At 56.9% G+C, this 23,853-nt stretch carries 23 protein-coding genes; 18 read left to right on the forward strand and 5 right to left on the reverse strand.

Annotated features, from left to right (window positions below; translation table 11 throughout):
- Window positions 1-24: 24 nt before the first annotated feature.
- The gene (locus tag GGQ73_RS08505; protein WP_183895548.1) at window positions 25-1,926 is read right to left on the reverse strand and encodes an ATP-binding protein; all 1,902 of its coding nucleotides are present in this window, start codon (window positions 1,924-1,926) and stop codon (window positions 25-27) included.
- A 393-nt stretch (window positions 1,927-2,319) separates the two neighbouring features.
- Between GGQ73_RS08505 and GGQ73_RS08510 the strand changes: the two genes are divergently transcribed.
- The 4 genes from GGQ73_RS08510 (at window position 2,320) to GGQ73_RS22795 (ending at window position 5,465) form a co-directional block, all read left to right on the forward strand.
- Complete coding sequence (locus GGQ73_RS08510) at window positions 2,320-4,113, forward strand: acetolactate synthase 3 large subunit (RefSeq protein ID WP_183895550.1); 1,794 nt, start codon at window positions 2,320-2,322, stop codon at window positions 4,111-4,113.
- A gap of 19 nt (window positions 4,114-4,132) precedes the next feature.
- Entirely contained in the window at window positions 4,133-4,705 is a 573-nt protein-coding gene (gene ilvN / locus GGQ73_RS08515) for an acetolactate synthase small subunit (protein WP_045228882.1), read from the forward strand.
- Window positions 4,706-4,839: 134 nt separating this feature from the next.
- Window positions 4,840-5,148 carry a hypothetical protein gene (locus GGQ73_RS08520; RefSeq protein ID WP_174153460.1) on the forward strand — a complete coding sequence of 103 codons (309 nt, stop codon included), beginning with the start codon at window positions 4,840-4,842 and terminating at the stop codon, window positions 5,146-5,148.
- Window positions 5,145-5,465, forward strand: coding sequence for a hypothetical protein (locus GGQ73_RS22795; RefSeq protein ID WP_210290065.1), 321 nt, complete (start codon window positions 5,145-5,147; stop codon window positions 5,463-5,465). Before GGQ73_RS08520 ends, GGQ73_RS22795 begins: the two co-directional genes overlap by 4 nt.
- Window positions 5,466-5,523: 58 nt before the next feature.
- Here GGQ73_RS22795 and GGQ73_RS08525 read toward each other — a convergent pair whose 3' ends face one another.
- Entirely contained in the window at window positions 5,524-6,369 is an 846-nt protein-coding gene (locus GGQ73_RS08525; protein ID WP_183895552.1) for an aldo/keto reductase, read from the reverse strand.
- Between the two features lie 215 nt (window positions 6,370-6,584).
- Between GGQ73_RS08525 and GGQ73_RS08530 the strand changes: the two genes are divergently transcribed.
- Complete coding sequence (locus GGQ73_RS08530; protein ID WP_183895554.1) at window positions 6,585-7,712, forward strand: ATP-dependent DNA helicase; 1,128 nt, start codon at window positions 6,585-6,587, stop codon at window positions 7,710-7,712.
- Between the two features lie 76 nt (window positions 7,713-7,788).
- On the opposite strand, the gene GGQ73_RS08535 is transcribed toward GGQ73_RS08530, so the two are convergent.
- On the reverse strand, window positions 7,789-8,505 hold the full coding sequence (locus GGQ73_RS08535) for a MerR family transcriptional regulator (protein WP_183895556.1): 717 nt from the start codon (window positions 8,503-8,505) through the stop codon (window positions 7,789-7,791).
- A gap of 316 nt (window positions 8,506-8,821) precedes the next feature.
- Between GGQ73_RS08535 and GGQ73_RS08540 the strand changes: the two genes are divergently transcribed.
- Together GGQ73_RS08540 and GGQ73_RS08545 are read left to right on the forward strand one after the other, a co-directional pair.
- Complete coding sequence (locus GGQ73_RS08540; RefSeq protein WP_183895558.1) at window positions 8,822-9,577, forward strand: pyridoxine 5'-phosphate synthase; 756 nt, start codon at window positions 8,822-8,824, stop codon at window positions 9,575-9,577.
- Between the two features lie 78 nt (window positions 9,578-9,655).
- Entirely contained in the window at window positions 9,656-10,921 is a 1,266-nt protein-coding gene (locus GGQ73_RS08545; protein ID WP_183895560.1) for an NAD(P)/FAD-dependent oxidoreductase, read from the forward strand.
- A 254-nt stretch (window positions 10,922-11,175) separates the two neighbouring features.
- Here the strand turns inward: GGQ73_RS08545 and GGQ73_RS08550 are convergent, their stop codons facing one another.
- On the reverse strand, window positions 11,176-12,063 hold the full coding sequence (locus GGQ73_RS08550; RefSeq protein WP_183895562.1) for an SDR family oxidoreductase: 888 nt from the start codon (window positions 12,061-12,063) through the stop codon (window positions 11,176-11,178).
- A 113-nt stretch (window positions 12,064-12,176) separates the two neighbouring features.
- On the opposite strand from GGQ73_RS08550, the gene GGQ73_RS08555 reads away from it, so the two are divergent.
- The 6 genes from GGQ73_RS08555 (at window position 12,177) to GGQ73_RS08580 (ending at window position 16,857) form a co-directional block, all read left to right on the forward strand.
- Window positions 12,177-12,584, forward strand: coding sequence for a winged helix-turn-helix transcriptional regulator (locus GGQ73_RS08555; protein WP_183895564.1), 408 nt, complete (start codon window positions 12,177-12,179; stop codon window positions 12,582-12,584).
- Between the two features lie 157 nt (window positions 12,585-12,741).
- Entirely contained in the window at window positions 12,742-13,398 is a 657-nt protein-coding gene (locus GGQ73_RS08560) for a TetR/AcrR family transcriptional regulator (RefSeq protein ID WP_174153478.1), read from the forward strand.
- A 45-nt stretch (window positions 13,399-13,443) separates the two neighbouring features.
- On the forward strand, window positions 13,444-14,463 hold the full coding sequence (ilvC, locus tag GGQ73_RS08565; protein ID WP_183895566.1) for a ketol-acid reductoisomerase: 1,020 nt from the start codon (window positions 13,444-13,446) through the stop codon (window positions 14,461-14,463).
- Window positions 14,464-14,830: 367 nt separating this feature from the next.
- A complete protein-coding gene (locus GGQ73_RS08570; protein WP_183895568.1) occupies window positions 14,831-15,175 on the forward strand; it encodes a helix-turn-helix domain-containing protein in 345 nt (114 codons plus the stop codon).
- Between the two features lie 167 nt (window positions 15,176-15,342).
- Complete coding sequence (locus tag GGQ73_RS08575; RefSeq protein WP_174153450.1) at window positions 15,343-16,014, forward strand: hypothetical protein; 672 nt, start codon at window positions 15,343-15,345, stop codon at window positions 16,012-16,014.
- Between the two features lie 123 nt (window positions 16,015-16,137).
- Window positions 16,138-16,857 carry a hypothetical protein gene (locus tag GGQ73_RS08580; protein WP_183895570.1) on the forward strand — a complete coding sequence of 240 codons (720 nt, stop codon included), beginning with the start codon at window positions 16,138-16,140 and terminating at the stop codon, window positions 16,855-16,857.
- Between the two features lie 226 nt (window positions 16,858-17,083).
- On the opposite strand, the gene GGQ73_RS08585 is transcribed toward GGQ73_RS08580, so the two are convergent.
- A complete protein-coding gene (locus GGQ73_RS08585) occupies window positions 17,084-17,536 on the reverse strand; it encodes an RbsD/FucU family protein (protein ID WP_183895572.1) in 453 nt (150 codons plus the stop codon).
- Window positions 17,537-17,777: 241 nt separating this feature from the next.
- Between GGQ73_RS08585 and GGQ73_RS08590 the strand changes: the two genes are divergently transcribed.
- The 5 genes from GGQ73_RS08590 (at window position 17,778) to GGQ73_RS08610 (ending at window position 23,826) form a co-directional block, all read left to right on the forward strand.
- Window positions 17,778-19,022: an aminotransferase-like domain-containing protein gene (locus tag GGQ73_RS08590; RefSeq protein ID WP_183895690.1), complete on the forward strand. Its 1,245-nt coding sequence runs from the start codon at window positions 17,778-17,780 to the stop codon at window positions 19,020-19,022.
- A 158-nt stretch (window positions 19,023-19,180) separates the two neighbouring features.
- Window positions 19,181-20,014 (forward strand): PhzF family phenazine biosynthesis protein, encoded by an 834-nt coding sequence (locus GGQ73_RS08595; protein WP_183895574.1) that lies wholly within the window; start codon window positions 19,181-19,183, stop codon window positions 20,012-20,014.
- Between the two features lie 81 nt (window positions 20,015-20,095).
- Complete coding sequence (locus GGQ73_RS08600; RefSeq protein ID WP_183895576.1) at window positions 20,096-21,079, forward strand: ABC transporter substrate-binding protein; 984 nt, start codon at window positions 20,096-20,098, stop codon at window positions 21,077-21,079.
- Window positions 21,080-21,088: 9 nt separating this feature from the next.
- On the forward strand, window positions 21,089-22,783 hold the full coding sequence (locus GGQ73_RS08605; protein WP_183895578.1) for an ABC transporter permease: 1,695 nt from the start codon (window positions 21,089-21,091) through the stop codon (window positions 22,781-22,783).
- Entirely contained in the window at window positions 22,771-23,826 is a 1,056-nt protein-coding gene (locus GGQ73_RS08610) for an ABC transporter ATP-binding protein (protein WP_183895580.1), read from the forward strand. The genes GGQ73_RS08605 and GGQ73_RS08610 overlap by 13 nt, the downstream gene beginning before the upstream one ends.
- Window positions 23,827-23,853: the final 27 nt, after the last annotated feature.

Consider the following 23,853-nt stretch of genomic DNA (forward strand, 5'->3'; position numbering starts at 1 on the left):
ACGCCCTAAGGCGCGAAGCGATCCTCAATCCTTCCGATACAGGCTTCCCAGCGGTTTTTTCAAGACATCAGCCCGCGGCGGTGCCGCAGTCGTCGGCATTTGCGCTTTTGCAGAAAAGGCAGAGCTTCGTGGCAGCATTTCCGGGCGATAGGGTTCGCTTCCGGTACTTTCGTTGAATTCCCGTTTCCAGCTTTCGAATTCTTCCTCGTCCGCGTCCTGAGCGATCTTCGCGTCGTAGCTTTGGCGGAACCCGGAAATGTCCGGGCCACTGACCGAACGCATGCGTTTGACGATGGAGCGCAGGTCAACCGTATCCGGCGTGTCTTCCAGTGCGGAGTGCGTGACGCCGTTGGCTTTCGGAAGGACATGGACCGGCACGCGGTTGAACTTGATGCGCATCGGTACGTTGATCGCCTCGCCGAAAGCGATGGCCTCGCCATTGCCGATGGACGACAGAAAGCTGGTGGTGGAAACCGACGAGTTCGGGATAGCCGAGCGGATAATCTCCTGGTCGTTTTCGTTGGAAAGCCGCATGGCGAAAACCGTCGAGCACTGCGAGAGAATCGTCTGGTCCAGTTCTCCGGGGCGCTGGGTGATGATGCCGAGCGAAACGCCGTATTTACGGCCTTCCTTGGCAATGCGGGCAATGGCCTGTCGGGTCGGGAAAAATCCGAGCGCGGGATCGGCGGGGACATAGCGGTGCGCTTCTTCGCAAACCACGAGCGTGTGGATCGCGCCCTGGCTCCACAGCGCCAGTTCGAATGCCATGCGGCATAGAACAGATGCGACGGAGTTCACGACTTCTGACGGAATGCCCGACAGTTGAAAGACCGAGATGGGCTTGCCTTCGCCGGGCACGCGGAAAATATACGCGACCGTTTCCATGATCGTGTCGCTGATCGTGCTGTTGGAGAACATGAAGTGGTAGCGCGGGTCATTGATGGCCGACATGATGCGCATTTTCAGATTGCGCAAGGCTGGCTTCTCGTCGCGCCCCTCCAGCCGCCCGATGCGCTCATCGATAAGGGCGAGAAGATCGGCGATGCGGTAAGGAATGGGGGTATCGGAGGTCAGAGACGACTTTTCCGAGGCGCGGCGCATGATGGAGTTTTCCGAGCCGCGAAAGGCACGTTTGGCTTCCGGGATGAGGTCGCGCAGGACATCCAGTTCTTCGGCTACGGCCTTGCGTCCGCGGTAAAGCACCTCTGTGAATTCCTCCAGCTTCATCAGCCAGAAGGGCAGGTCGAGCGTATCGGTATCGATAACAACGGATGTCTGCGGAAACGCTGCGGCATATTCATTGTGCGGATCGAGAATCAGCACGCGCAGTTTCGGGTCTTTCTCGATCGCCTTGTTGAGCAACAGCGACACCGCAGTGGACTTTCCGACACCGGTCGACCCGAGAACGGCAAAGTGCTTCGACAGCATTTCCGGAATGCTGATCGTCGCATCGACGCTATCGTCCTGCGTCAGACGGCCGACGACGCAAGCGCCACCCCCGGTATTGTCATAGATCCGCATCAGGTCGCTGGCGCGAATGCGGTGGGCAATGGCGCCCAGATAGGGATAGCGGGAAATGCCGGTGGAAAAACGCTCGGTGCCATCGGGTGTAAGATGGATTTCGCCCAGAAGCTCGACATCAATCAGAAGCGTGTTGCTGCGGCTTGCCGACCAACCGGCTTCGCTGGTTTTCATGGCGTAGGTGAGGGCTGCGACGCGTGTTTCGCCAAGGTCGATGGAAATCAGTCTGCCGACCGACCACAGTTCGGCAAGATCCGTCTTGCCGGGTTCTGTCGTTGCGGAAATCGTCGCACGCGATCCTGTGCAGGAAATGACGTGGCCCAGCAGGCGATTGCCTGCCGTCAACTCATCGCGGCGCTCATGCGCGCCTGCGGTCGCGGATTTGCGAAGGTCGTCGTTAAACACGTCTTGCCCCTGTCATAGGTCTGTCGGCCTTTTGACGGCCGCGCGCGGGTTGTCCCGTTCATTGCCTCCAGTCTATAAGATCGCATTTAACAACTGGTATAACGCTGACGTATTTTTATGTCTTCAAGCGGTGTTTGTACGTAATAAATGGAATGAATGCCGGTTTTTTCCGCAATACGCGTTGACGGAGAATGGTTTTCTGGCTAACACTCGCTCCCATGAAAAATCTTAACGTACTTATCGTGGTGGGACGGCGCATGGGCAGGATGGTGTAACCATCCGGCGAAAGCACCCATGCGCTGAACGAGGCTCCTCAAAGGAGCCTTTTTTTATGTCTCCACTTGGGCCAGACGGCCCCGCGATATCCAAGGCCAAATCGGGATGGAACAGGCAATGACGGATAAGGACACGACCGAAAGCAATAACACCATGACGGGCGCGGAAATCATTCTGAGAGCCCTCAAGGACAACGGCGTCGAGCATATTTTCGGTTATCCGGGTGGTTCGGTTCTGCCGATCTATGACGAGATTTTCCAGCAGGACGACATCCAGCACATCCTGGTTCGCCACGAGCAGGGTGCAGGCCACGCCGCCGAAGGCTATGCCCGCTCCACCGGAAAGGTCGGCGTGATGCTGGTAACCTCGGGTCCAGGCGTCACCAATGCGGTTACGCCGTTGCAGGATGCGTTGATGGACAGTGTTCCGCTCGTCTGCATTTCCGGGCAGGTTCCGACCACGCTGATCGGCTCCGACGCGTTCCAGGAATGCGATACGGTCGGCATTACGCGTCCGTGCACAAAGCACAATTGGCTGGTCAAGGACGTCAACGATCTGGCCGCCATCATTCATGAAGCCTTCCGCATTGCCCAGACCGGTCGTCCTGGCCCAGTCGTCGTCGATGTTCCCAAGGATGTTCAGTTCGCGACCGGCACCTACACGCCACCCTCTGCCGCGATCCAGCAGAAGAGCTACAAGCCGAAGGTCCACGGCGATATCAACGCCATCCACGCGGCCGTCGAGCTGATGTCTAAAGCCAGACGCCCGGTCTTCTATACCGGCGGCGGCGTCATCAACTCCGGCCCGGAAGCCACGCGCCTGCTGCGTGAACTGGTTCAGCTGACCGGTTTCCCGATCACATCGACGCTGATGGGTCTTGGCTGCTATCCCGCGTCTGGCGAGAAGTGGCTGGGCATGCTGGGTATGCACGGCTCTTACGAAGCCAATATGGCCATGCACGATTGCGACGTCATGGTCTGCGTCGGCGCGCGTTTCGATGACCGTATCACGGGCCGTCTGAATGCGTTTTCGCCCAATTCCAAGAAAATCCACATCGATATCGATCCGTCTTCGATCAACAAGAACGTTCGCGTCGATGTGCCCATCATTGGCGATGTCGGCAATGTCCTGGAAGACATGGTTCGCGTTTGGCGCGCTTTGCCGAACAAACCGGAAAAGGCGCAGACGCAAGAGTGGAACGAGAGCATTACGCGCTGGCGTGCCCGCAAGTCGTTTTCCTACAAGAATTCCAAAGATGTCATCATGCCGCAATACGCGCTTGAGCGTCTGTATGCAGCATCGAAGGGCCGCGACACATACATCACCACGGAAGTTGGCCAGCATCAGATGTGGGCGGCGCAGTTCTTCGGTTTCGAAGAGCCAAACCACTGGATGACCTCCGGCGGCCTCGGCACCATGGGATACGGCCTGCCTGCCGCTATCGGCGTTCAGGTCGCTCATCCGGAAGCCTTGGTTATCGATATTGCCGGTGATGCGTCGATCCAGATGTGCATTCAGGAAATGTCCTGTGCGATCCAGCATAACCTTCCGGTCAAGATCTTCATCTTGAACAACCAGTATATGGGCATGGTGCGCCAGTGGCAGCAGCTGCTGCATGGCAACCGCCTGTCCAACTCCTACACTGAAGCCATGCCTGATTTCGTCAAGCTGGCGGAAGCCTATGGTGGTGTCGGCATGTATTGCGATGATCCCAAGGAACTGGACGACAAGATTGCGGAAATGATTGCGGTCGACAAGCCTGTCATCTTCGATTGCCGCGTCGCCAATCTCGCCAACTGCTTTCCGATGATCCCGTCGGGCAAGGCGCATAACGAGATGCTGTTGCCGGACGAGGCAACCGACGAAGCCGTTGCCACCGCTATCGACGCCAAGGGCCGTCAGCTCGTCTGATCTGGAGAGGAATACGGATATGAACGCACATCTACAGCCCACCGGTTCGGCCTACTTCATTCAGAAGGAAACGGAAACCGTTGAAAACCACACGCTATCGGTCCTCGTCGCCAATGAGCCGGGCGTTCTCGCCCGCGTCATCGGCCTGTTTTCTGGTCGCGGCTACAACATCGAGAGCCTGACCGTTTCGGAAACGGAGCACGAATCGCACCTGTCGCGCATCACGATTGTGACGCGCGGTACGCCGGGTGTGCTGGAGCAGATCAAGGCGCAGCTGGAACGGATCGTTCCGGTTCACCGCGTCGTAGATCTCACGGTTCGCGCCCGCCAGAACGGCCAGGATCGCCCGATCGAGCGTGAAGTCGCTCTCATCAAGGTGGCCGGACGTGGCGAAGACCGTGCCGAAACGCTGCGCTTGGCGGACGCTTTCCACGCCAAGGTGGTCGATGCGACACTGGAGCATTTCATCTTCGAAATCACCGGCAAGTCGTCCAAGATCGATCAGTTCCTGACGATTATCAAACCGCTGGGCCTCATCGAAGTTTGCCGAACAGGCATTGCTGCGATGAACAGGGGACCGCAGGGGATGTAAAATCCGCCCGATGGATCAGTGCGAGAAAGCCCGCGGCTTTAGTCGCGGGTTTTTTTGTCGTTATGGGTTGAGCGGGGCCTCACATGCGGACTATTTGTGAGTTGGTCAGACAGCTGTAGCCTGAGAGTACCTCGTTGAAAGAAAATTTCATCATATGCGCCAGCGTCGCGATCCTGCTCGCGATTTGCCTTCAACTCGTCATGTTTATCCGACTCGCGCGCCGTAAAGACTTTGGTCCGTTATGGGAAAACGATTTGTTTTCGCAGAAAAACGACATCGCCGTGAACCGCCTCCAGCTGAAAATCCGAATTTTTGGTGAAGAAATCAAAGCATATTTTTCGACAGTCGTTGGACGCTGCCATATCGCCATTTTTGTTGCTTTCGCTCTCACAGCGTTGGTTTTTGCCATTGCATCTGGACAAGCGCCCGAGGCAACACAATGAACCGAAAATCAAAAGAGGCATGGGCGTTGTATTGTCGGAGTTATCTTCTAACGGTAGGGCTGTTGTTGATGGCTGGTTCCGCTTTCACACTCCACCTCGTCTCCAGCGGCTCGATCATCTTGCCTTGGTGGGGTCTCTCTTTGGTCGGCGGCTTATTGTCGGGTGGAGCAGCCCTGATCGGGGTCGGCTTGTGGGGTAGCCATGCGCGTGTAGATAAATGGGCCAACGCAGCTTCCACGCATGAAGCGAGCATCATTTTGATGATCATATCGTATCCGGCTTATGTCGTGGTTAAAAGGTTTTACAGCACGCGATGAGGCCTGATTGCCTCGCTGGCGAACCCGAATCAAAAAAGCGTTGCAAGCAACTGAAAAATCAGATCATTTCCAACGGGACTTTTGAATTCGGCGGAGGAAATTCCGCGTCGAGGGCCGTCCAGTCTTCGTCGCTGATCTCAAGCTCGCTTGCACCCCGATTTTCGGTCACGCGGTCGGGGTTTGAGGATTTCGGGATTGGCATAACACCGTCGCGCTCCAGAAGGAATGCCAGTGCGATCTGCGCAGGGGTTGCCTGATAGGCCTTGGCGATGCGGATGAGTTCGTGGTTGGAGAGAATGCGGCCTTGCTCAATGGGTGAATAGGCCATGATTGGCACGCCGTGGCTCTGACACCAAGGTAGCAGATCGTATTCCGGCCCGCGACGGGACAGGTTGTAGAGCACCTGGTTGGCCGCACAGTTTTTGCCGCCCGGTATGGAGAAAAGGTCCTCCATATCGTCGACATCGAAATTGGAAACGCCCCAGTCCCTGATCTTTCCATCCGCCTTCAGCTTTTCAAATGCATCAACGGTTTCTTCCAACGGATACGAGCCGCGCCAGTGCAGAAGGTAGAGGTCCAGATGGTCTGTTCCCAGCCGTCTCAGACTTCTCTCGCAAGCCTTGATGGTGCCCTGAGCGGAGGCGTTGGCTGGGTGGACCTTGCTCACGAGGAAGACATCGCCACGCACAGATTTGATTGCCGTGCCAACGATCTCTTCAGAGCCTCCGTCGGCGTATGTTTCCGCCGTATCAACCACGGCCATCCCAAGCTCAATAGCTTTGCGAATGCTGGCTATGTCCTGTGAGGCGTCGCCGGGTCGTTCGCCCATGTTCCAGGTTCCGATCCCCAAGGCGGGAATGCTCAGTCCAGAGAGGAGAGTGACCGTTGGAATGTCATCGTGCATGTGATCGCTCCGGTTTTCGGCTGCCTGTGACAGTCTAACGGCGTGGGTGCCATGGTCGATCCATCAAAAGTTACGGGTATTCGGTTCTATTCCATGGTCCAGGCATTCTGCAGGGTCGCGTCGTTTTGACTATGCGGCGATCCTATCGCAGTGCTCCATTCTTTGTCTGTTCTTTTTCAGTTGCGCTCCAGGCTCGAATCCTGCGAAGAGAGCGGATGCAATTTTCACCGCAACAGGATGAAGCCCTGAAGGCTGTTTCGCGCTGGCTGAAGGAAGGCCGCACGCCGGTCTTCCGGCTGTTTGGCTATGCTGGCACGGGGAAGACGACGCTTGCGAAACATTTTGCCGAGAATGTCGATGGCGAAGTGCTGTTTGCCGCGTTCACGGGCAAGGCCGCGCAGGTCCTGCGCTCACGCGGAGCGACGAATGCCCGTACGATCCATTCGCTGATCTACCGTCCGCGCGGCGAAGAGGCGGTAGAGAATGAAGAAACGGGCAAGACATCCATCGCACCGATGTTTTCCATCAACCGCCAGAGCCCACTCGCGAAGGCGGCTCTGATTATCATTGATGAGTGCTCCATGGTGGACGAGGCGCTTGGCCGAGACCTGATGAGCTTCAGCACGCCGATTTTGGTTCTCGGTGATCCCGGTCAGTTGCCGCCGGTATCCGGTGGCGGGTTCTTTACGGATCAGGAGCCTGATTTCCTTCTTTCGGAAATTCACCGCCAGGCAAAAGATAATCCCATCATCCAGCTTGCCATGGACGTTCGCGAAGGTAAGGAGATCATGCGTGGTGATTATGGTTCTGCGCAGGTCATTTCCAAGAACGAGGTTACTCAAGGTCTGGTGCTGGATGCGGACCAGGTTCTGGTTGGCACCAACCGCACGCGCCGCCGTTATAACCAGCGCCTGCGTGAGCTGAAGGGCTTTAGTGCGGATTATCCGCAATCCGGCGACAAGCTCGTCTGCCTTCGCAACGATCCAGCCAAAGGATTGCTCAATGGCTCTCTCTGGCAGGTGATGAGTTCGTCGCGCGAGACCGTGAAACCGGGCATCAACCTGATGATCCGGCCAGAAGATGACGATATGGATCGCGGGGCTTCCAAGATAAAGCTTTTGAAGGCCGCGTTCGAGGAGCCGGACGCCGAGATACCATGGACGACACGCAAGCGTTACGACGAGTTCGATTACGGTTATGCGTTGACTGTTCACAAGGCTCAGGGTTCGCAGTGGAACAACGTCGTCCTGTTTGACGAAAGTTTTGCGTTCCGCGATTCTCGCGAACGGTGGCTTTACACTGCCATTACGCGTGCGGCCGAGACATTGACGATCGTTCGGTAAAGACAGAAGCGCCCGACGTCATCTTGCGATGAGTGCCGGGCGCTCTGTCTTGGGATCTATACGTGAACGGCCGAGCTTATGGCTGAGCGTCTTGTCCCGCGTCATTTGTGATCACGCCCAGCATGAATGCTTTGGCAACGGCCTGAAAGCGATTGTTGGCGCTGAGTTTTTCCATGATGCCGGATTCCAGATTTTGCAATTCAAGAGCCGAAAGTCCCAGCGTACGGGAAAGTCTGACCGGCGCATAGCCTTCTGCCATGAGCTCCAAACATTGCTGTTCCAACTCATTCAGCTGAACATCGTCTTGCCCATCCTGATCGAAATCGGCATCGGTCTGTGCGACATCCGTCACCAGAATGTCGCTGATCTGCTGGATTTGTCGACGCACCGTCGAGATTTCAGAGGCCAACTCGGCCTTACGCGCTGCAAGCACGTCCTGAAAGATCGTATCGGCTGCTTCCTGAGAGGGAGCATCAGTCAACTTCTGCATGATATCTTGAATAGACGCGACGGGAATGCCGATCTCGCGGCAGAAGTTGATAACGGCCATACGGTGTACATCGTGATGCGAGTAAATTCTCATCAGGCCCGCGCGGCGTGAGGAAATGATCGCTTTTTCTTCGTAAAAATGCAGTGTGCGGTGCGTAACGCCAAACATACTCGCCATGTCTGCTATTGCCACCGGCTCCGGCGGCAGCGGCGATGGCATTGCCACGTCGGGAAGAAAGCCTTTGCAGGCAGCCTGGGGGGCAGCCCATGTCGCAGACTTTTTCGGTTCTTCCTTTTCGCGCATTGGTCTTGCTCTCCATCGCGCCTCGTTTCGCGCCCTGCCTGGAATAGACCTTCGCGATGGCAACTCCTCCTTCAGCAGCTCTTCAAGCCCTGTTTCTGAGGATGATACGTCGAAGTTGGAATGTGTGTTGAGAAGTGTCTCTGAAAAGAAATAATCGTTCGCCATAAATAAATCCCCGGACCCCAATAGCCCGGCAAACACGCAGCCACGTGTTTGGTTCCATCGATTTTAAAATATTTTTTGCATATCGCTTGCGGACGGCGTGATAGTACAGGAAACAGAAATGTTTCCAGTCCAACGCAAGCGGTAATCACTCATGCCAGCTACACTTTCGGTCAATCTCAACGCCATCGCCATGTTGCGCAATCGCCGTGATCTGCCCTGGCCAGATGTTGCTCATTTCGGTCGTATAGCGCTCGCGGCAGGCGCGGGAGGCTTGACGGTTCACCCGCGCCCGGACCAGCGACACATTCGGTTTTCCGATCTGCCCGTCTTGCGCGCCCTGATCGATGATGAGTTTCCGCAGGCCGAGTTCAACATCGAGGGTTATCCATCCGAAGATTTCCTGCTTTTGTGCGAGGAAGCTCAACCCGAACAGGTCACGCTGGTGCCTGATGATCCATCGCAAGCGACCTCTGATCACGGTTGGGACTTTCGAAAGCACGCCACGTTTTTAAAAGAGACCGTGGCGCGGCTGACGGCAGGCGGTATGCGTGTTTCGCTGTTTGCGGACGGTGATGGGGACAAGGACGCAGTTCAGCTCGCGGCGGATACGCGTGCGGCACGTATCGAGCTTTATACCGGTCCCTATGGCGGGTGTTACGATAGTCCGGAGATGGCGCAGATATGGCTGGAAAAACTGGGTACAACTGCCGATCACGCCAAAGCTCTTGGGCTGGAGGTCAATGCCGGTCACGATCTGACCGTTGCCAACATGCCAGCACTGATTGACCGCATTCCCTATCTCAGAGAGGTTTCCATCGGCCATGGTCTCACGGCTGATGCGCTGGAGTTCGGAATGGCGGAAACGGTACGGCGTTTTTGTGGCGCCTGCGGTCAGCCTAATTCATAACACCCATCCATTTTTACCCTTATATTGCAGGCCGCGCATGAACTGCGCGGCCAATTGATTCTGAGAAGGGCATTTTTCATGCAGGAGCATCACGTCGTCGTTGTTGGGGGAGGCTTTGGCGGACTGCAAGTCGTTCACGGGCTGAAGGGCGTACCGGTTCGCATCACTCTGATTGATCGCCGCAACCACCACCTGTTCCAGCCGTTGCTTTATCAGGTTGCGACCACGGCGCTTGCCACATCCGAGATCGCCTGGCCAATCCGGCGGCTGTATCGCGACCGACCCGAAGTGACCACGCTTTTGTCGGAAGTCGGCGGCATCGATCGCCAGAAGCGGGCCGTGATTCTAAAATCCGGTGACACCATTTCCTTCGACACGCTGGTGCTCGCTACCGGTGCACGCCATGCCTATTTCGGCAATGACGCCTGGGAAAAGCATGCGCCTGGTTTGAAGACGCTGGAGGATGCCACGACCATCCGCCGCCGCCTTCTGCTGGCTTTCGAGCGTGCCGAACTCGCGGCAACGGAAGAGGAAAAGCAGGCTCACCTGACATTTGTTGTCATTGGTGCCGGTCCGACGGGCGTCGAGATGGCGGGTATGATTGCGGAACTCGCGCACAAAGCCCTGCCACCCGAGTTTCGAAACGTCGATACGCGAAAGACGCGGGTTCTGTTGGTCGAGGCGGGACAACGGGTGCTGCCCGCTTTTACTGAAGATCTTTCCGCCTACAGCAAGCGCGCCTTGGAAAAGCTTGGCGTCGAGGTTCTGCTCGGCACTCCAGTTTCGGCCTGTACAGAAGAAGGTGTTAAGATTGGCGAGCACTTTACGCCTGCCCGCACCATGATCTGGGCCGCCGGTGTTCAGGCGTCGCCCGCTGCAAAGTGGCTGGAGACGACAGCTGACAGGGCAGGTCGAGCGGAAGTCAGCCCGCAACTCAACATTCCCAGTGATCCCAATATTTTTGTGATCGGTGATACGGCATCCGTTACCCAAGACAACGGAAAACCTGTGCCGGGTGTTGCGCCTGCGGCCAAGCAGCAAGGTGCTTATGTGGCCGAGGTTATTGCCGCTCGTCTTGCGGGAAAGACGGACCATCCTCCATTCCATTACCGCCACCAGGGCAATCTCGCAACGATCGGCAAAAGTGCGGCGGTCGCGGATTTTGGCAGAATCAAGCTGACAGGTGTTCTGGCATGGTGGATATGGGGCCTTGCCCATATCTATTTTCTCATTGGCACGCGCTCACGACTTGCCGTGGCGTGGAGCTGGCTCTGGATTTATCTGAGCGGCCAGCACAGTGCGCGGTTGATTACACAGAAAGAAACGCTGAAGGACGAGGGGTGAGGTTGGGTCGCCGTGTGCCGTAACGATGGGAGACGGCCAAGCCGCACAGGCAAATGGGTCGTCCGTTTCAACCAAATGGATGGGTACGACATCCCCGCGCCAGGGTGAAAGGTGATTGGCCTGAGAGGACCTCGAGATACGCTCTACGCCAATCACCGCTGTCCTGCCGGAAACCTGCTCCGGCAGAATGTTTCCCTTTGACGAGACAACGCTCCGAGGCTGTCGGGCAGCCTCCGCAAGCCCTTGCAATCTCATCAAGCCGAGAGAAGCGCGGCCTTGTGTGCCTTGAAAAATGCCTCAGATGTCTGCGGCTTTTCGCCCGTCAGTGTTTCGTAATCGCTGGTGACGAGATCGAAGTTGCCAGCCGCGATGTTGGCGTCGGCTGATGCCAGCATTTCGGCAACGAAGCCGGGAAGACCAGCGCCCTCGATGCCCTTTTGCAGATCACCGGGTGATACCTTGATGACTGCCAATGGCTTGTCGGCGACCTGCGATATGATGGCGCCGATCTCGTCGGCATTGAGCGATTGCGGGCCGGTTACGGTGTAAGTCTTGTTTTCGGCCTTACCCTTGGCCAGTGCGGCGGCGGCCGCACGGGCGCACTCGTCGCGTGAGAGGTTGGAAACCTTTCCGTCACCCATGGCCGTAAACCACTGGCCGCTTGCCAGGTTGTGCGGCATGGCGTGAAGGTAGTTGTCGTTATACCAGGCGTTACGGATGATTGTGTAAGGCAGGCCGCTGGCCTTGATGGCTTCCTCGGTGCCGAGATGGTCAGGTGCGAATGTGACCAGGGATTTGTCCGGGTTTGGCATGGAAGTGTAGGCGAGGTGCTTGACGCCTGCCTTGGCAGCGGCGGCGACAGCTGCCTTGTGCTGTGTCAGACGCTGGCCGGCAACGGCAAGTGCATCCGTCGAAATGAGAAGCACGGTGTCGATGCCAGCAAAGGCGTTGTCGAGTGAATGGGCGTCATCGAAATCAGCGGTGCGGGTTTCGACACCCTTGGCGGCAAGTGCTGAAAGCTTGGTCGTGTTGCGGCTGGCAGCGACGATGTCGGATGCAGGAACCCCGTAGGTTTCCAAGAGGTGCCGAATAACAGCCTGTCCCAGTTGGCCGGAGGCGCCGGTTACGAGAATCTTGCTCATCGATATTTCCTTTTCCTTATGGTCTCAAAAAGAGAGTAGGGATAGAATAAGAATTGACGAGCTGCTGTAAAGAAGGCATTTTTATTGCTGTACGTTACCAAAAGGGAACCACCATGAGTGCGACGATTTCCAGACTGAAGCCGACAGCATCTGCCCCACGGCCCGACTTCCGCAATCTGGATTTCGGTAATTGCCCGGTGCGCGACCTTCTTAACCAGATCAGTGGCAAGTGGTCTACTCTGCTGCTGCAGGCCTTGGCCGATAGGCCTTACCGCTTCGGCGAGTTGCGTCGCATGGTGCCAGATATTTCGCAACGCATGTTGACGCAGACATTGCGCGACCTCCAGCGCGATGGTTACATTCATCGAGAGGTTTTCGCCACCAAACCACCGAGTGTGGAATACAGCATGACGCCGCTTGGGCGCTCACTTTACAGTCCTCTGTCTGAGGTCATCAAATGGGCGCTGGAAAACCATGAGGCGGTCAAGACTGCGCGCCAGCATTTCGAGGCGGAAGCCTGAGGGCCTCCGACTTAACCCTATTTTTGCCGACCCTCATATTGCGGCGCGTCAATTCTTTCGTCTTCCTCGAAAAAACTCTTGACCCTTTTCTCTGCCACCCTTAAACAGCATTCGAACCGTACCGTACGGTACATTTTGGGTAGAGGGAGTGGACAAGGTGGGAACCGATCCGATCACAGCGCAGGAATTTTCGCCGCGCCAGAACGCCGTTCTGGAACAGGCGTTGCGTCTTCTGGTCGAGGGCGGGGAAAAAGCGCTGACCACTTCCGGTCTGGCGCGTGCCGCCAATTGTTCCAAAGAGAGCCTCTACAAGTGGTTTGGAGATCGGGACGGTCTGCTGGCGGCGATGATCACGTTTCAACAGAGCAAGGTTCGCACGTTTGAAAAGGCGGGTGACCGCGTTTCCGCTGCGCAGTTGACTGACCATCTCGAAGTCTTTGCCCATGATCTTCTCGATGTTCTGGCGGGCGATGTCTCGCTGGCGTTGAATCGCCTTGCCATCGGACAGGCAAGCCGCGATGGATCAAAGCTTGGTAACCTCCTTCTGGAGCGTGGTCGCCGCCAGATCGACAAGCGGTCGCGTGGGCTCATCGAGGCCGGTCGCCGCTCCGGTTATCTGCGCTTTGATGATCTTGAAGACGCCTATCGCAGTTTTTATGGCCTGATCGTATCCGACCTGCATGTGCGCATGCTGCTCGGTGAAGCGCAGCAGGCTAAGGATTTTTCCGTCCGGGCACGCAAGGCCGTTGCGGCCTTTCTGACGCTCTACGGCACGGAAAAAATACATTCGGAAATGGGCGGAAAGGTCGCCTGAATTCCGGTCTAAACACCGTTAAATATCCAAGGAAGGACTACCGAAATGCGCGTCTATTACGATCGTGATGCCGATCTCAATCTCATCAAGGCGAAGAATGTCGCCATCGTCGGTTATGGTTCACAGGGCCGGGCGCATGCGCTCAACCTGAAAGACAGCGGTCAGACGAATATCGTCATCGCTTTGAAGGCCGGGTCGGGCACCATCAAGAAGGCTGAGGCCGATGGCTTCAAGGTCATGACCGTTGCAGAAGCAGCAAAGTGGGCAGACCTCTTGATGATGGCAACGCCTGACGAACTTCAGGCCGACATCTACAAGGCAGACATTGCCGACAACATCCGCGATGGTGCCGCGATTGCGTTCGCGCATGGCCTCAACGTCCACTTCGGCCTCATCGAGCCAAAGTCGTCGCTCGACGTCGTCATGATCGCCCCGAAGGGCCCAGGCCATACGGTCCGCGGCGAATACCAGAAGGGCGGCGGCGTTCCTTGCCTCGTTGCCGTTCACCAGAACGCATCCGGCAACGCACTTGAGGTGGCTCTGTCCTACGCCTGCGGCGTTGGCGGCGGTCGCTCCGGCATCATCGAAACCAACTTCCGCGAAGAGTGCGAAACCGACCTCTTCGGCGAACAGGTCGTTCTGTGTGGCGGTCTCGTCGAGCTGATCCGCGCCGGTTTCGAAACGCTGACCGAAGCTGGTTACGCACCAGAAATGGCCTATTTCGAGTGCCTGCACGAAGTGAAGCTGATCGTGGATCTGATCTACGAAGGCGGCATCGCCAACATGAACTACTCGATTTCCAACACTGCCGAGTGGGGCGAATACGTCACCGGTCCTCGCATCATCACTTCCGAAACAAAGGCCGAAATGAAGCGCGTTCTGACCGACATCCAGACCGGCAAGTTCACGTCCGACTGGATGCAGGAATACCGTGCCGGTGGCTCGCGCTTCAAGGGCATTCGCCGCATGAACGACACCCACCAGATCGAGGAAGTCGGCGCCAAGTTGCGTGGCATGATGCCTTGGATCGGCAAGAACAAGCTGGTCGACAAGGCCGTGAACTAAATCTTCTGGTCTCACTTCGATTTGGGTTTCGAGTAAGCCCAGTCGATGATGAACGCGAAAGAGTATCAAATGCCCGCAAAGCTTCGCTTTTGCGGGCATTTTTTTGTTCGTTATCCTGAAAGCCGATGTGACGGCTGTCTCTCAGCAGAATGTATGACGTGTGAGGCAGGCCGTTTGTAACATTCGGATGAACAGCGCCAGCTGATTTTCCGTTCGGGTCGACAACGGCGGGGAAAAGTTCAAAGAAAACAACGGGTACCACAACCAAGTGCAACTAAGAGTAAAGTAAATGCTCTTTATGCGTGACTTATTCTTCAGATACAACTAAAGAGTGTTTACTTAAATTAGAGTAAGCAGGAGTTGCGTCATGGCGAATGATTTGGAAAGAGGCAAGCGCATTCGCGAGGCCATCACCCGAAGCCACATTCGCAAGGTGCACGCCGTCGCTGCTGAACTCGATGTCTCCGTTGCTGCGGTGTCCCGCTGGCAGAACGGTGGTCACACCTCGCTGGAAAGTGCCTGTTCTCTCGCCACGCTGCTCGATGTTTCTCTTGATTGGCTACTGCTGGGGCGTGGCACGATGGACTGGCACAGGAACAATTCGATCTCGGCCCTTGAGATGCGATGGATCCTGTTGCTTCGCAGCAGATCCGCAACGGTTCAGACGCGACTGCTGGCCTTGCTCGAAGCGATCCCGGCGGAGCGATTATGACGCTGAGGTTAAACTTAGGGGCAATATCACGCTCAGCTAAACAACTTAAGATTGTTTCTACGAATTGGTTTGTACATATTCGTCTCAGGGTTGTTTATGTGAGTGGGTAAAGCGTTCTTCACAACCAGCATCCCTGTTTCACTCCAAACTTTTGAGGATAGTTGCCCATGTCTACTCTACTGACCATCAACGTGAAGAACTACGAGCCACAGACACAGAATTTCTACTTCTTCCAGCAACCCGCTATCTATACCGGCGGTGGGGCCGTGTACTCCAACAGCCTGTTTTCTCAGTCGTTGGGAAATTACGACCAAACCGGTGCAATCTTGACGTTCGAAGTGAATATGCAGTTCTATGCGGGCATTCAACAGGCAAACACCCCGCCTCAGGTCGGTGCTTCCTCCGGCTTTGCATCCGCAAGCCGCCCTATCGATCTCGCGCCTGCCGCTGGGGCTTCCGGTTCGCCAAACGATCTTACAACGGCGACGGTCGCGCCTGTGGGTCTTTCCGTGCCGACGAATGGTCCCGGTATTCAGCCCGGCGCGTTTCGTGTCGCAACGCCGAGCTTCACCTCTCCACCGTACTTCAACGTCGGCTCAGCCGTTGCCGTCAATGGTGGAATCATTCTGTCGAACTTCGTGCAGGCTGACCCGATGGGCTACACCGATTGCCAACCGATCCTCAAATATTACGTCCAGACAGGTTCCTACACGCCGGGCAGCGTGATGAATTTCACGCAATCCAGCATTAACGCCGCCATTGCCGATTTCACGGGCGGCTACACGACATGCAATGTGAGCCTTCTGGCGAATGGTAACTGGAGCGCTCAGCTTCAGTAGGCGTTGTGCGCCAACGGTTGACGAGCGGCTACCCCCAAGTGCGTCAACCGTATGTGCCACACAGTCTGTCCGCTGCATGATGGCGGCGGGCAGACTTCGTCCCCAACCGGATCGTGGACCGCTATGACAAGTTTGCACTACAAGATTATCGTCAGAAACCTTTCACCGCGTCTGCAGCATTTCCATGTCTTCCAGAAGAGGGCGGAATTCCAGTCCTCCTCAACAATCGCTTCGATTTCATCGAGCAGCATCGGCTGCCGAGCTGTCGACGAGTTTTCGAGCACCGGTTCCGAGATCAGCTTTGAACTCGGCAGGCAAATCTACGCCGGCGCCGTCAGTACCGCTCCCGGAACGACAGTGCCACAACCCGCGACCTTTGCCGTGGAAAACGAAGCCCGATGGCCAATCAACACAGTACGGGCAATACGACGGGTCGAACTCACGTCGACAAAGTCGACAAACGCGCTCAACAGCTCGGTTCTCAGTCTCAACCCACTTGGACTGTCGCATCCGATCTACAGCCCAGAAATTGCGGCAGGAGCATTCGGGGTCAATCTTCCGCCTTACGATCCGTCTCCTTTTCCGGAGCTTTGCTGGGGTGTGGCGGCCTTGAGTGCGGAAGGGTGCATCATGCTTTCCAGCTACATTACGCCTCCACCCAACAGCATGGTCACGTGTTCACCGCAACAGGTCTTCTTCGTCAAGACGGGCTTTGTGCCCGACGGAGACGCCATTTTTTATGATGAAAGTCATGCCGCACGCTGCGATTTTACGACGGGACTGAGAAAGATCTTGGTCAACTACAACGCAGACGGAACCTTCTCCACGTCAGATATTCCATAGTCCGTTGATCTTGTCTGACTGGCGGATGCTGCATTCAGCCGCTGGGCGCTGACTTTGAAAACATATGCGGAGAGCGACGCAAGGTCGCTAACGCCTCACCGGTTCCGATGCCACATCCCGTCGGTCAACGCTCCTCGCGTGGCGGGGAGTGCCCGTCTCCCCAACCACGGCATGTGTCGTTATCTGGAACTGAAACAGTTTTTACGTCAACGGGAACCAATCCGGGCTAAGCGGTCGGCGCAATCACGCCCTTCGTCAGGATGAAGCAGCCATAAAACCGCGTCTCACCGGTCGTAATCACGCAATAGGCATCTTTCGCCTGCTCGTAGAAGGCAAAGCGCTCGATGCCGTACATCGGGGCTGATGTGCCTTCTGCGGCGTCGATTTCCTTTTGCACTTCTGCCTGCACCGGCTCGATCTGCTCCGGAGCGCCCATGACTTCCATGCGTCCGACGGAGGGTTGGATCGGGGTGTCCAGGGGGAGGACGGAGAGGATGGCTTTGATGGCACGGGCGGCGGAAATATTTTCCATGCGCAAGACCTGACCAACAACGGTGTGCTGGGCTATGCTGTCGGAGGGGAAGTTGGTGTCGGTTATGACCAGCCTGTCAGCATGGCCCATGGCGCGCAGGGCGTGCAGCACATCGGCATTGAGAGCCGGGTCGATATTCTTGAGCATTTGATGTTCTCCTCCATGGGTCAAATCGTTTTGCTGGCAATCGAACCTTAAAACACGTCGGCGTCAATCCATGGCAAGGTTGATTGTAGACTCTCGTGCCAGCATGTATGCGTATGCGGCCTTTGGGAGACCGCACGGAAATTCTGGAAAACCGTACCAAAACACGATAAGTCAGCATTGCTGACCTATTGCGTCTTTGATACATCTGTGCGCAGAAAAAAACATGAGAGGAAACGAACCCATGCTGGATTGGGAACAGATTTTCGCCACACGCTCTTTGCGCATGAAGGCGTCTGAAATTCGTGAATTGCTGAAGCTGCTGGAGCAGCCGGATATCATTTCCTTTGCCGGTGGCATTCCGGATCCTGCGCTGTTTCCTGACCAGGAATTCAAGCAGGCCTATGCGGATATCTTTTCCGGTCCGCAGGTCAACGCTGCCCTGCAATATTCCGTCAGCGAAGGCTACAAGCCGTTGCGCGAGTGGATCGTCAAGGACATGGAAAAGATCGGCATCGAATGCTCGGTCGATAACGTGTTCATCACATCGGGGTCGCAGCAGGCCCTTGACTATCTTGGCAAGCTGTTCCTGTCGCCCAACGATACGGCACTGGTGACGTGGCCGACCTATCTCGGTGCCCTCTCGGCCTTCAACGCCTATGAGCCGACCTATGATCAGTTGAATCCGAACGGCAACCGCACGCCGCAGACCTACCGCGACAACGCTACCAAGGCTGGTGGCTCGGTGAAATTCGCCTATCTCTCGGCGGATTTCTCCAATCCAACCGGCGAGACGGTGGATCTGGCAAGCCGCAAGAAATTGCTGGAACTGGCCGACGAGCTGGATATCGCTGTTCTGGAAGACGGTGCATATCAGAACCTGCGTTTTGACGGCGAGCCGATCACGCCAATTCTGGCGTTGGATATCGCTCGCAGCGGCGGTATCGAAAAGACCCGCACGATCTATTCCGGTAGCTTCTCCAAGACACTGGCCCCGGGCCTGCGTGTCGGCTTTGTGGTTGCTGCCATGCCAGTCATTCGCAAGCTGGTTTTGATGAAGCAGGCGGCAGACCTCCACTCCTCGACCATCAACCAGATGGCGATCGAGCACGTCGCATCGCGCGGCTTCGACAAGCAGGTGGCGAAAATCAAGGCCGCTTACAGTGCGCGTCGTGATGCGATGCTGGCTGCTCTCGATAAGTACATGCCGAAATTCGCCAGCTGGACGAAGCCTGAAGGCGGCATGTTTGTCTGGGTGACGCTGCCTGAAGGTATGGATGGTGCAGAATTGCTGGCCAAATCGCTGTCCACGGAACGCGTTGCCTTTGTTCCCGGCAAGGCGTTTTTCGCCGACGGTTCTGGCGCGAACACGCTGCGCATCAGCTTCTCCTGCGCCAACGAGCAGATGATTGATGAAGGCATCAAACGTCTCGGTCGTCTGATTGCCAGTGCGGAGACGACATCCAACGCGACGATGCCGCTGGTGTAAATTGCGAGCCATAACTTTGGCTCCCAACGTCTCCGTCATCCTCGGGCTTGTCCCACGAATCTTACACACGCCAACATCAAACTTGGTCAGATCCTCGGGACACGCCCGAGGATGGCTAACATTTTGCATTTCTTGTTTTTAGCGAAGAGGTTTTCTTCATGTCGAGCAGCCACGCATTTCAACAGGTAGACGTCTTTTCTGCCCAGCCGTTGAAAGGCAACCCGCTTGCCGTCGTCTGCGATGCGGATGGCCTTTCGGATGCGCAGATGGCGGACTTTGCGAATTGGACGAACCTGAGTGAAACGACGTTTCTGTTGAAACCCACATCTGGCGATGCCGATTATCGGGTCCGGATTTTTACCCCGCATGGGGAGCTGCCATTCGCAGGTCATCCAACGCTTGGCACCTGTCATGTCTGGCTGTCCCGTCAGGGTAAAACTGACAGGACGGAGGTGGTTCAGGAATGTGAGGCCGGGCTGGTTCGGATCAGGGTCTCGGACGGAAAGCTGGCGTTTGCAGCACCACCTTTGCGCAAATCCGGCCCGGTCGATACGGACACGCTCGACCACGTGCTTGCCGGGCTTGGTCTGTCGTCAGATGCGGTTGTCGATTCCAGCTGGACGGATAACGGTCCCGGCTGGGTATCGCTGTTGCTGCGATCGCGACAGGATGTTTTGAACGTCAAACCGATTTATCCCGTCCTTGGCGGCTTGAAAGTCGGCATAGCAGCCCCTTGCAGCGCTCATGATACGATCGAGGCAGATTTCGAGCTCAGAGCCTTTGCGGATGGCTATGAAGATCCGGTCACCGGCAGTCTGAATGCTGGTATCGCGCAATGGCTGATCGGCAAAGGCATCGCACCTGTCAGCTACGTCGCGAGCCAGGGCACGGTTCTTGGCCGGGCAGGGCGCGTCAGTGTCGACAAGATTGGCGATGATATCTGGATCGGTGGAGCGGTAACGCTGCTGATAAAGGGTACGGTGACATTGTAATCGGCGTCTGAAAGCTTCCTGTCACATACATGTTATGGACATGTGTTTTAGCGGTGTCACATACCAACAGGAACTCCATTCATGAAAACGCTTGTTTCGGCTTTCACCGCCATCGTTTCGCTCGGTATTATGGTCGGCGGAGCGCACGCCGCTGATCTGGTGCTGTACACCAGCCAGCCGAATGAGGATGCTCAGGCCACCGTCGATGGTTTCAAGGCCGCCAATCCCGGCATCGATATCGAGTGGGTGCGGGACGGAACACCGAAGATCATGGCGAAGCTGATGGCGGAAATCGAGGCGGGCAATGCTGCGGCCGACGTTCTGCTGATTGCCGACACGGTGACGCTGGAGCGTATGAAGCAGGCCAAGCAGTTGCTGGCCTATAAATCGCCGGAGGCTGCCCATTTCGATGCCGCCCTTTATGATGCTGATGGCTATTATTATTCCACAAAGCTCATCACCACCGGCATCATGTACAATACGCAAGCTGCAATGAAGCCGACGAGCTGGAAGGATCTGGAGAAGCCGGAAGCCAAGGGCCTTGTCACCATGCCAAGCCCGCTGACCTCGGGTGCCGCTCTCATCCATACGCAGACGTTGGCCGGTGCCGGTAGCCTCGGCTGGGATTATTACAAGGCGCTGAAGGCCAATGGCGCGATTGCCGCTGGCGGTAATGGTGCAGTTTTGAAGTCGGTCGCTTCCGGCGAGAAAGCTTACGGCATCGTCGTCGATTACATGCCGATCCGTGAGAAAGCCAAGGGCGCACCGGTTGAGTTCGTCTTCCCGGAAGAGGGCGTTTCGGCCGTGACCGAGCCAGTCGGTATTCTCGCCCATACCAAACATGCCGATGCGGCCAAGTTGTTCGTGGATTACGTTTTGTCGGCCAAAGGCCAAGAAGGCTTCGTCAAACTCGGCTACATTCCGGCCCGCAACGACGTTGCCCTGCCAGAGGGTTTCCCTGCGCGCGACAAGATCAAGGTTCTGCCGATCAACGCGCCAGAAGCATTGAAGAATTCCGAGAAGGACCTGAAAACCTTCTCCGATATTTTCGACTCCAAGGGCTGATGCAGCTTCATGCAAACGGTTTCGAACAGTGGAAACAGCCAGCCTCGCTGGCTGTTTCCCTTTGTTGTTTCAGTCGTCTTTCTGCTCAGCGCACTGCCGCTCGGGCGGCTGGCCTATACCGGCATTCTCTCGTCACTCAAAGGTGACATGTGGCCACTGCTGAGCGACCCGGCCTTGTGGCAGGCCGGGCTCAATACGCTCTCCACTTCGTTTTTCGGGATGGTCATTTCACTGGCGATCGGGTCTGGTTTCGCCTTGGCGCTGACGCTGTGCGATATCAGGGCCAAGTCGGCTCTGAGTTTTCTTTTCATGCTGCCGATGATGATCCCGCCGCAGGTGACAGCATTGTCGTGGATCGGCATGACGGGTCCATCCAGCACGCTTTTGAAAGCCATCGGCCTTGCGCCGCCTTTGGGTTCGCCGCAGCCGCTCTATTCCATCAGCGGCATTGCCTTGCTCTTGGGCGTGCAGCATGCGCCGCTGGTTTACCTGTCCCTGCGCGCCGGGCTGCTGGCGTTGCCACAGGACGGTATCGAGGCGGCGAAACTTTCCGGCGCGTCCTCCTGGCAGGTGCTCAAGCACATCATCCTGCCATTGGCCATGCCGGGACTGATCGCTGGTGCTGCCATTTCATTCGTTTCCGGTGTGGGCAATTTCGGCATTCCGGCCATTCTCGGGATTCCCGCATCCATCTTCACGTTGCCAACGCTGATCTACAGCCGCTTTGCCAGCTTCGGTACCAGCACCTTCGGCGATATTGCCATGCTCTCAGGCATGATCGCCATCATCTCCGTTCTTGGTCTTGCCATTCAGGAACGGGCAATGAAGGGTCGCGATTACCGCATTATTGGCCTGTCCGGCAAGGCTGCGACTTTCACGCTCGGGCCATGGTGCGGGCTGGCGGAAACAGCACTGTGGCTCGGCATTTTCTTCATGCTGGTGGCTCCGCTCATGGCGTTGATCTCCAGTTCCCTTGCTCCTGCTTACGGCGTGCCCCTAACCACGAAGACGGCAACGCTGCATGCCTATGAGGAAATTCTGTTCCGGCAGGCGGTCACGCGCACGGCCTTTGCCAATTCCCTGTTTCTGGCAACCGCCACATCACTATGTCTGCTGGCGGTGACGGTGTTGACGGCCTATTTTCTGGTGCGCGGCAAAAGCCGTTTCATGTTCCTCCTCTCGGCGCTGGTGGACATTCCCTATGCGCTTCCCGGCGTGGTCATTTCGGTGTCCTATGTTCTTTTGTTTGCCGCCCCCATCCCGCTGCTTGGCGTGACGCTGTACGGCACGCTGTGGATCATTCTGCTGGCCTATTTCTCCTCCTTCTTCGCCGTCAGCCTGAAGCCGATGGTCTCAGCCTTCACGCAGTTCGACCCGGCGCTGGAAGAGGCCGCACGGCTGGCCGGAGCAGGCTTCTGGCGTCGGATGTTCGATATCATCCTGCCGCTGGTCGGGCCTGCTGCGGGCGCTTCCGTCATTTTGGTGTTTCTCATTGCCTGCAACGAGTTGACGGTGTCGGCACTGCTTTGGTCTGCCGGAACGCAGACGCTGGGCGTCGTGATCTACAATCTCGATGACAGCGGTAGTTTCAATCTCGCCTCCGCTCTGTCCGTTCTGGTGGTGGCCATGGTGGTCGTTCTCATGCTGCTTCTGGAAGTGCTGGGCCGAAAACTGCCGAAGGGAGTCGTACCGTGGCGAAACTGATCCTCAACCGTCTGTCCAAGAGCTTCGGCGGCGCAAAACCCGCAGTGGACGATGTCTCCATTACCATTCGCGAAGGAGGCTTCCTGGCGCTGCTCGGCCCTTCCGGTTGCGGCAAGACGACGGTCCTGCGGATGATCGCCGGTTTCGAGCAACCGACGGATGGCTCCATCCTGTTAGGCGAACGGGTGCTGGCCGATGCCGGAAGCATGGTGCCACCGGAGCGCCGCAACATGGCGATGGTGTTCCAGTCCTACGCGCTGTGGCCGCATATGACGGTGGCGGAGAATGCCGGCTACCCGCTGAAAGTGCGCGGGATCAGCGGTGAACGTTACCATGCCAAGGTGGCAGATGCTTTGGCGACGGTGCGGCTTGCGGCCTATGCGGACCGCCGCCCATCCGAGCTTTCCGGCGGCCAGAGACAGCGCGTGGCGTTGGCGCGCTGCCTTGTCACCGCACCCGACGTGGTGTTGCTGGACGAGCCGCTGGCCAATCTCGACCGTCACCTGCGCCAGGAAATGGAAGAAACGTTTCGCGAATTCCACGCCACATCGGGGGCGACCATGGTCTATGTCACCCATGACCAAGCCGAGGCCATGGCACTCGCAACCGATGTGGCCGTCATGTCCGAGGGCAAGCTGTTACAAATGGCAGCGCCCGCCGACCTCTATGCGCGCCCGGAAGGAAAGCTTGTCGGCGGTCTCGTGGGGCAGGGCGCTATCCTCTCCCTGACCTTGCCGGAGACCGCACCACGGTCGATGGACTGGAGCGTGTTGAGGGAGGTCTTCATTGGCAACGTCTCAACGTCACCGCCAGGTGACGTTCTGGTGCGTCCGCAGGATGTGATCCAAGATGCCGAAGGCATTCCGTGCCGTGTCACGACCATTCTCTACGAAGGCGAACGTTACGCTTTGCGGCTGACGTTGCCGGACGGGCAGATGCTGCGCGCCTATTCCCGTGAGCCTGCCGCTATCGGAGCGTTGTTTCCCGTCATCATCCGCTCGGCGTGGCGCCTCTCAGCTTGCCGTGATGCGAGAAACGGATAGTCTGGCGGCGACCAACAGGGAATGCAC

Source organism: Rhizobium skierniewicense (genome assembly GCF_014196515.1).
Taxonomy (GTDB): Bacteria; Pseudomonadota; Alphaproteobacteria; order Rhizobiales; family Rhizobiaceae; genus Agrobacterium; species Agrobacterium skierniewicense.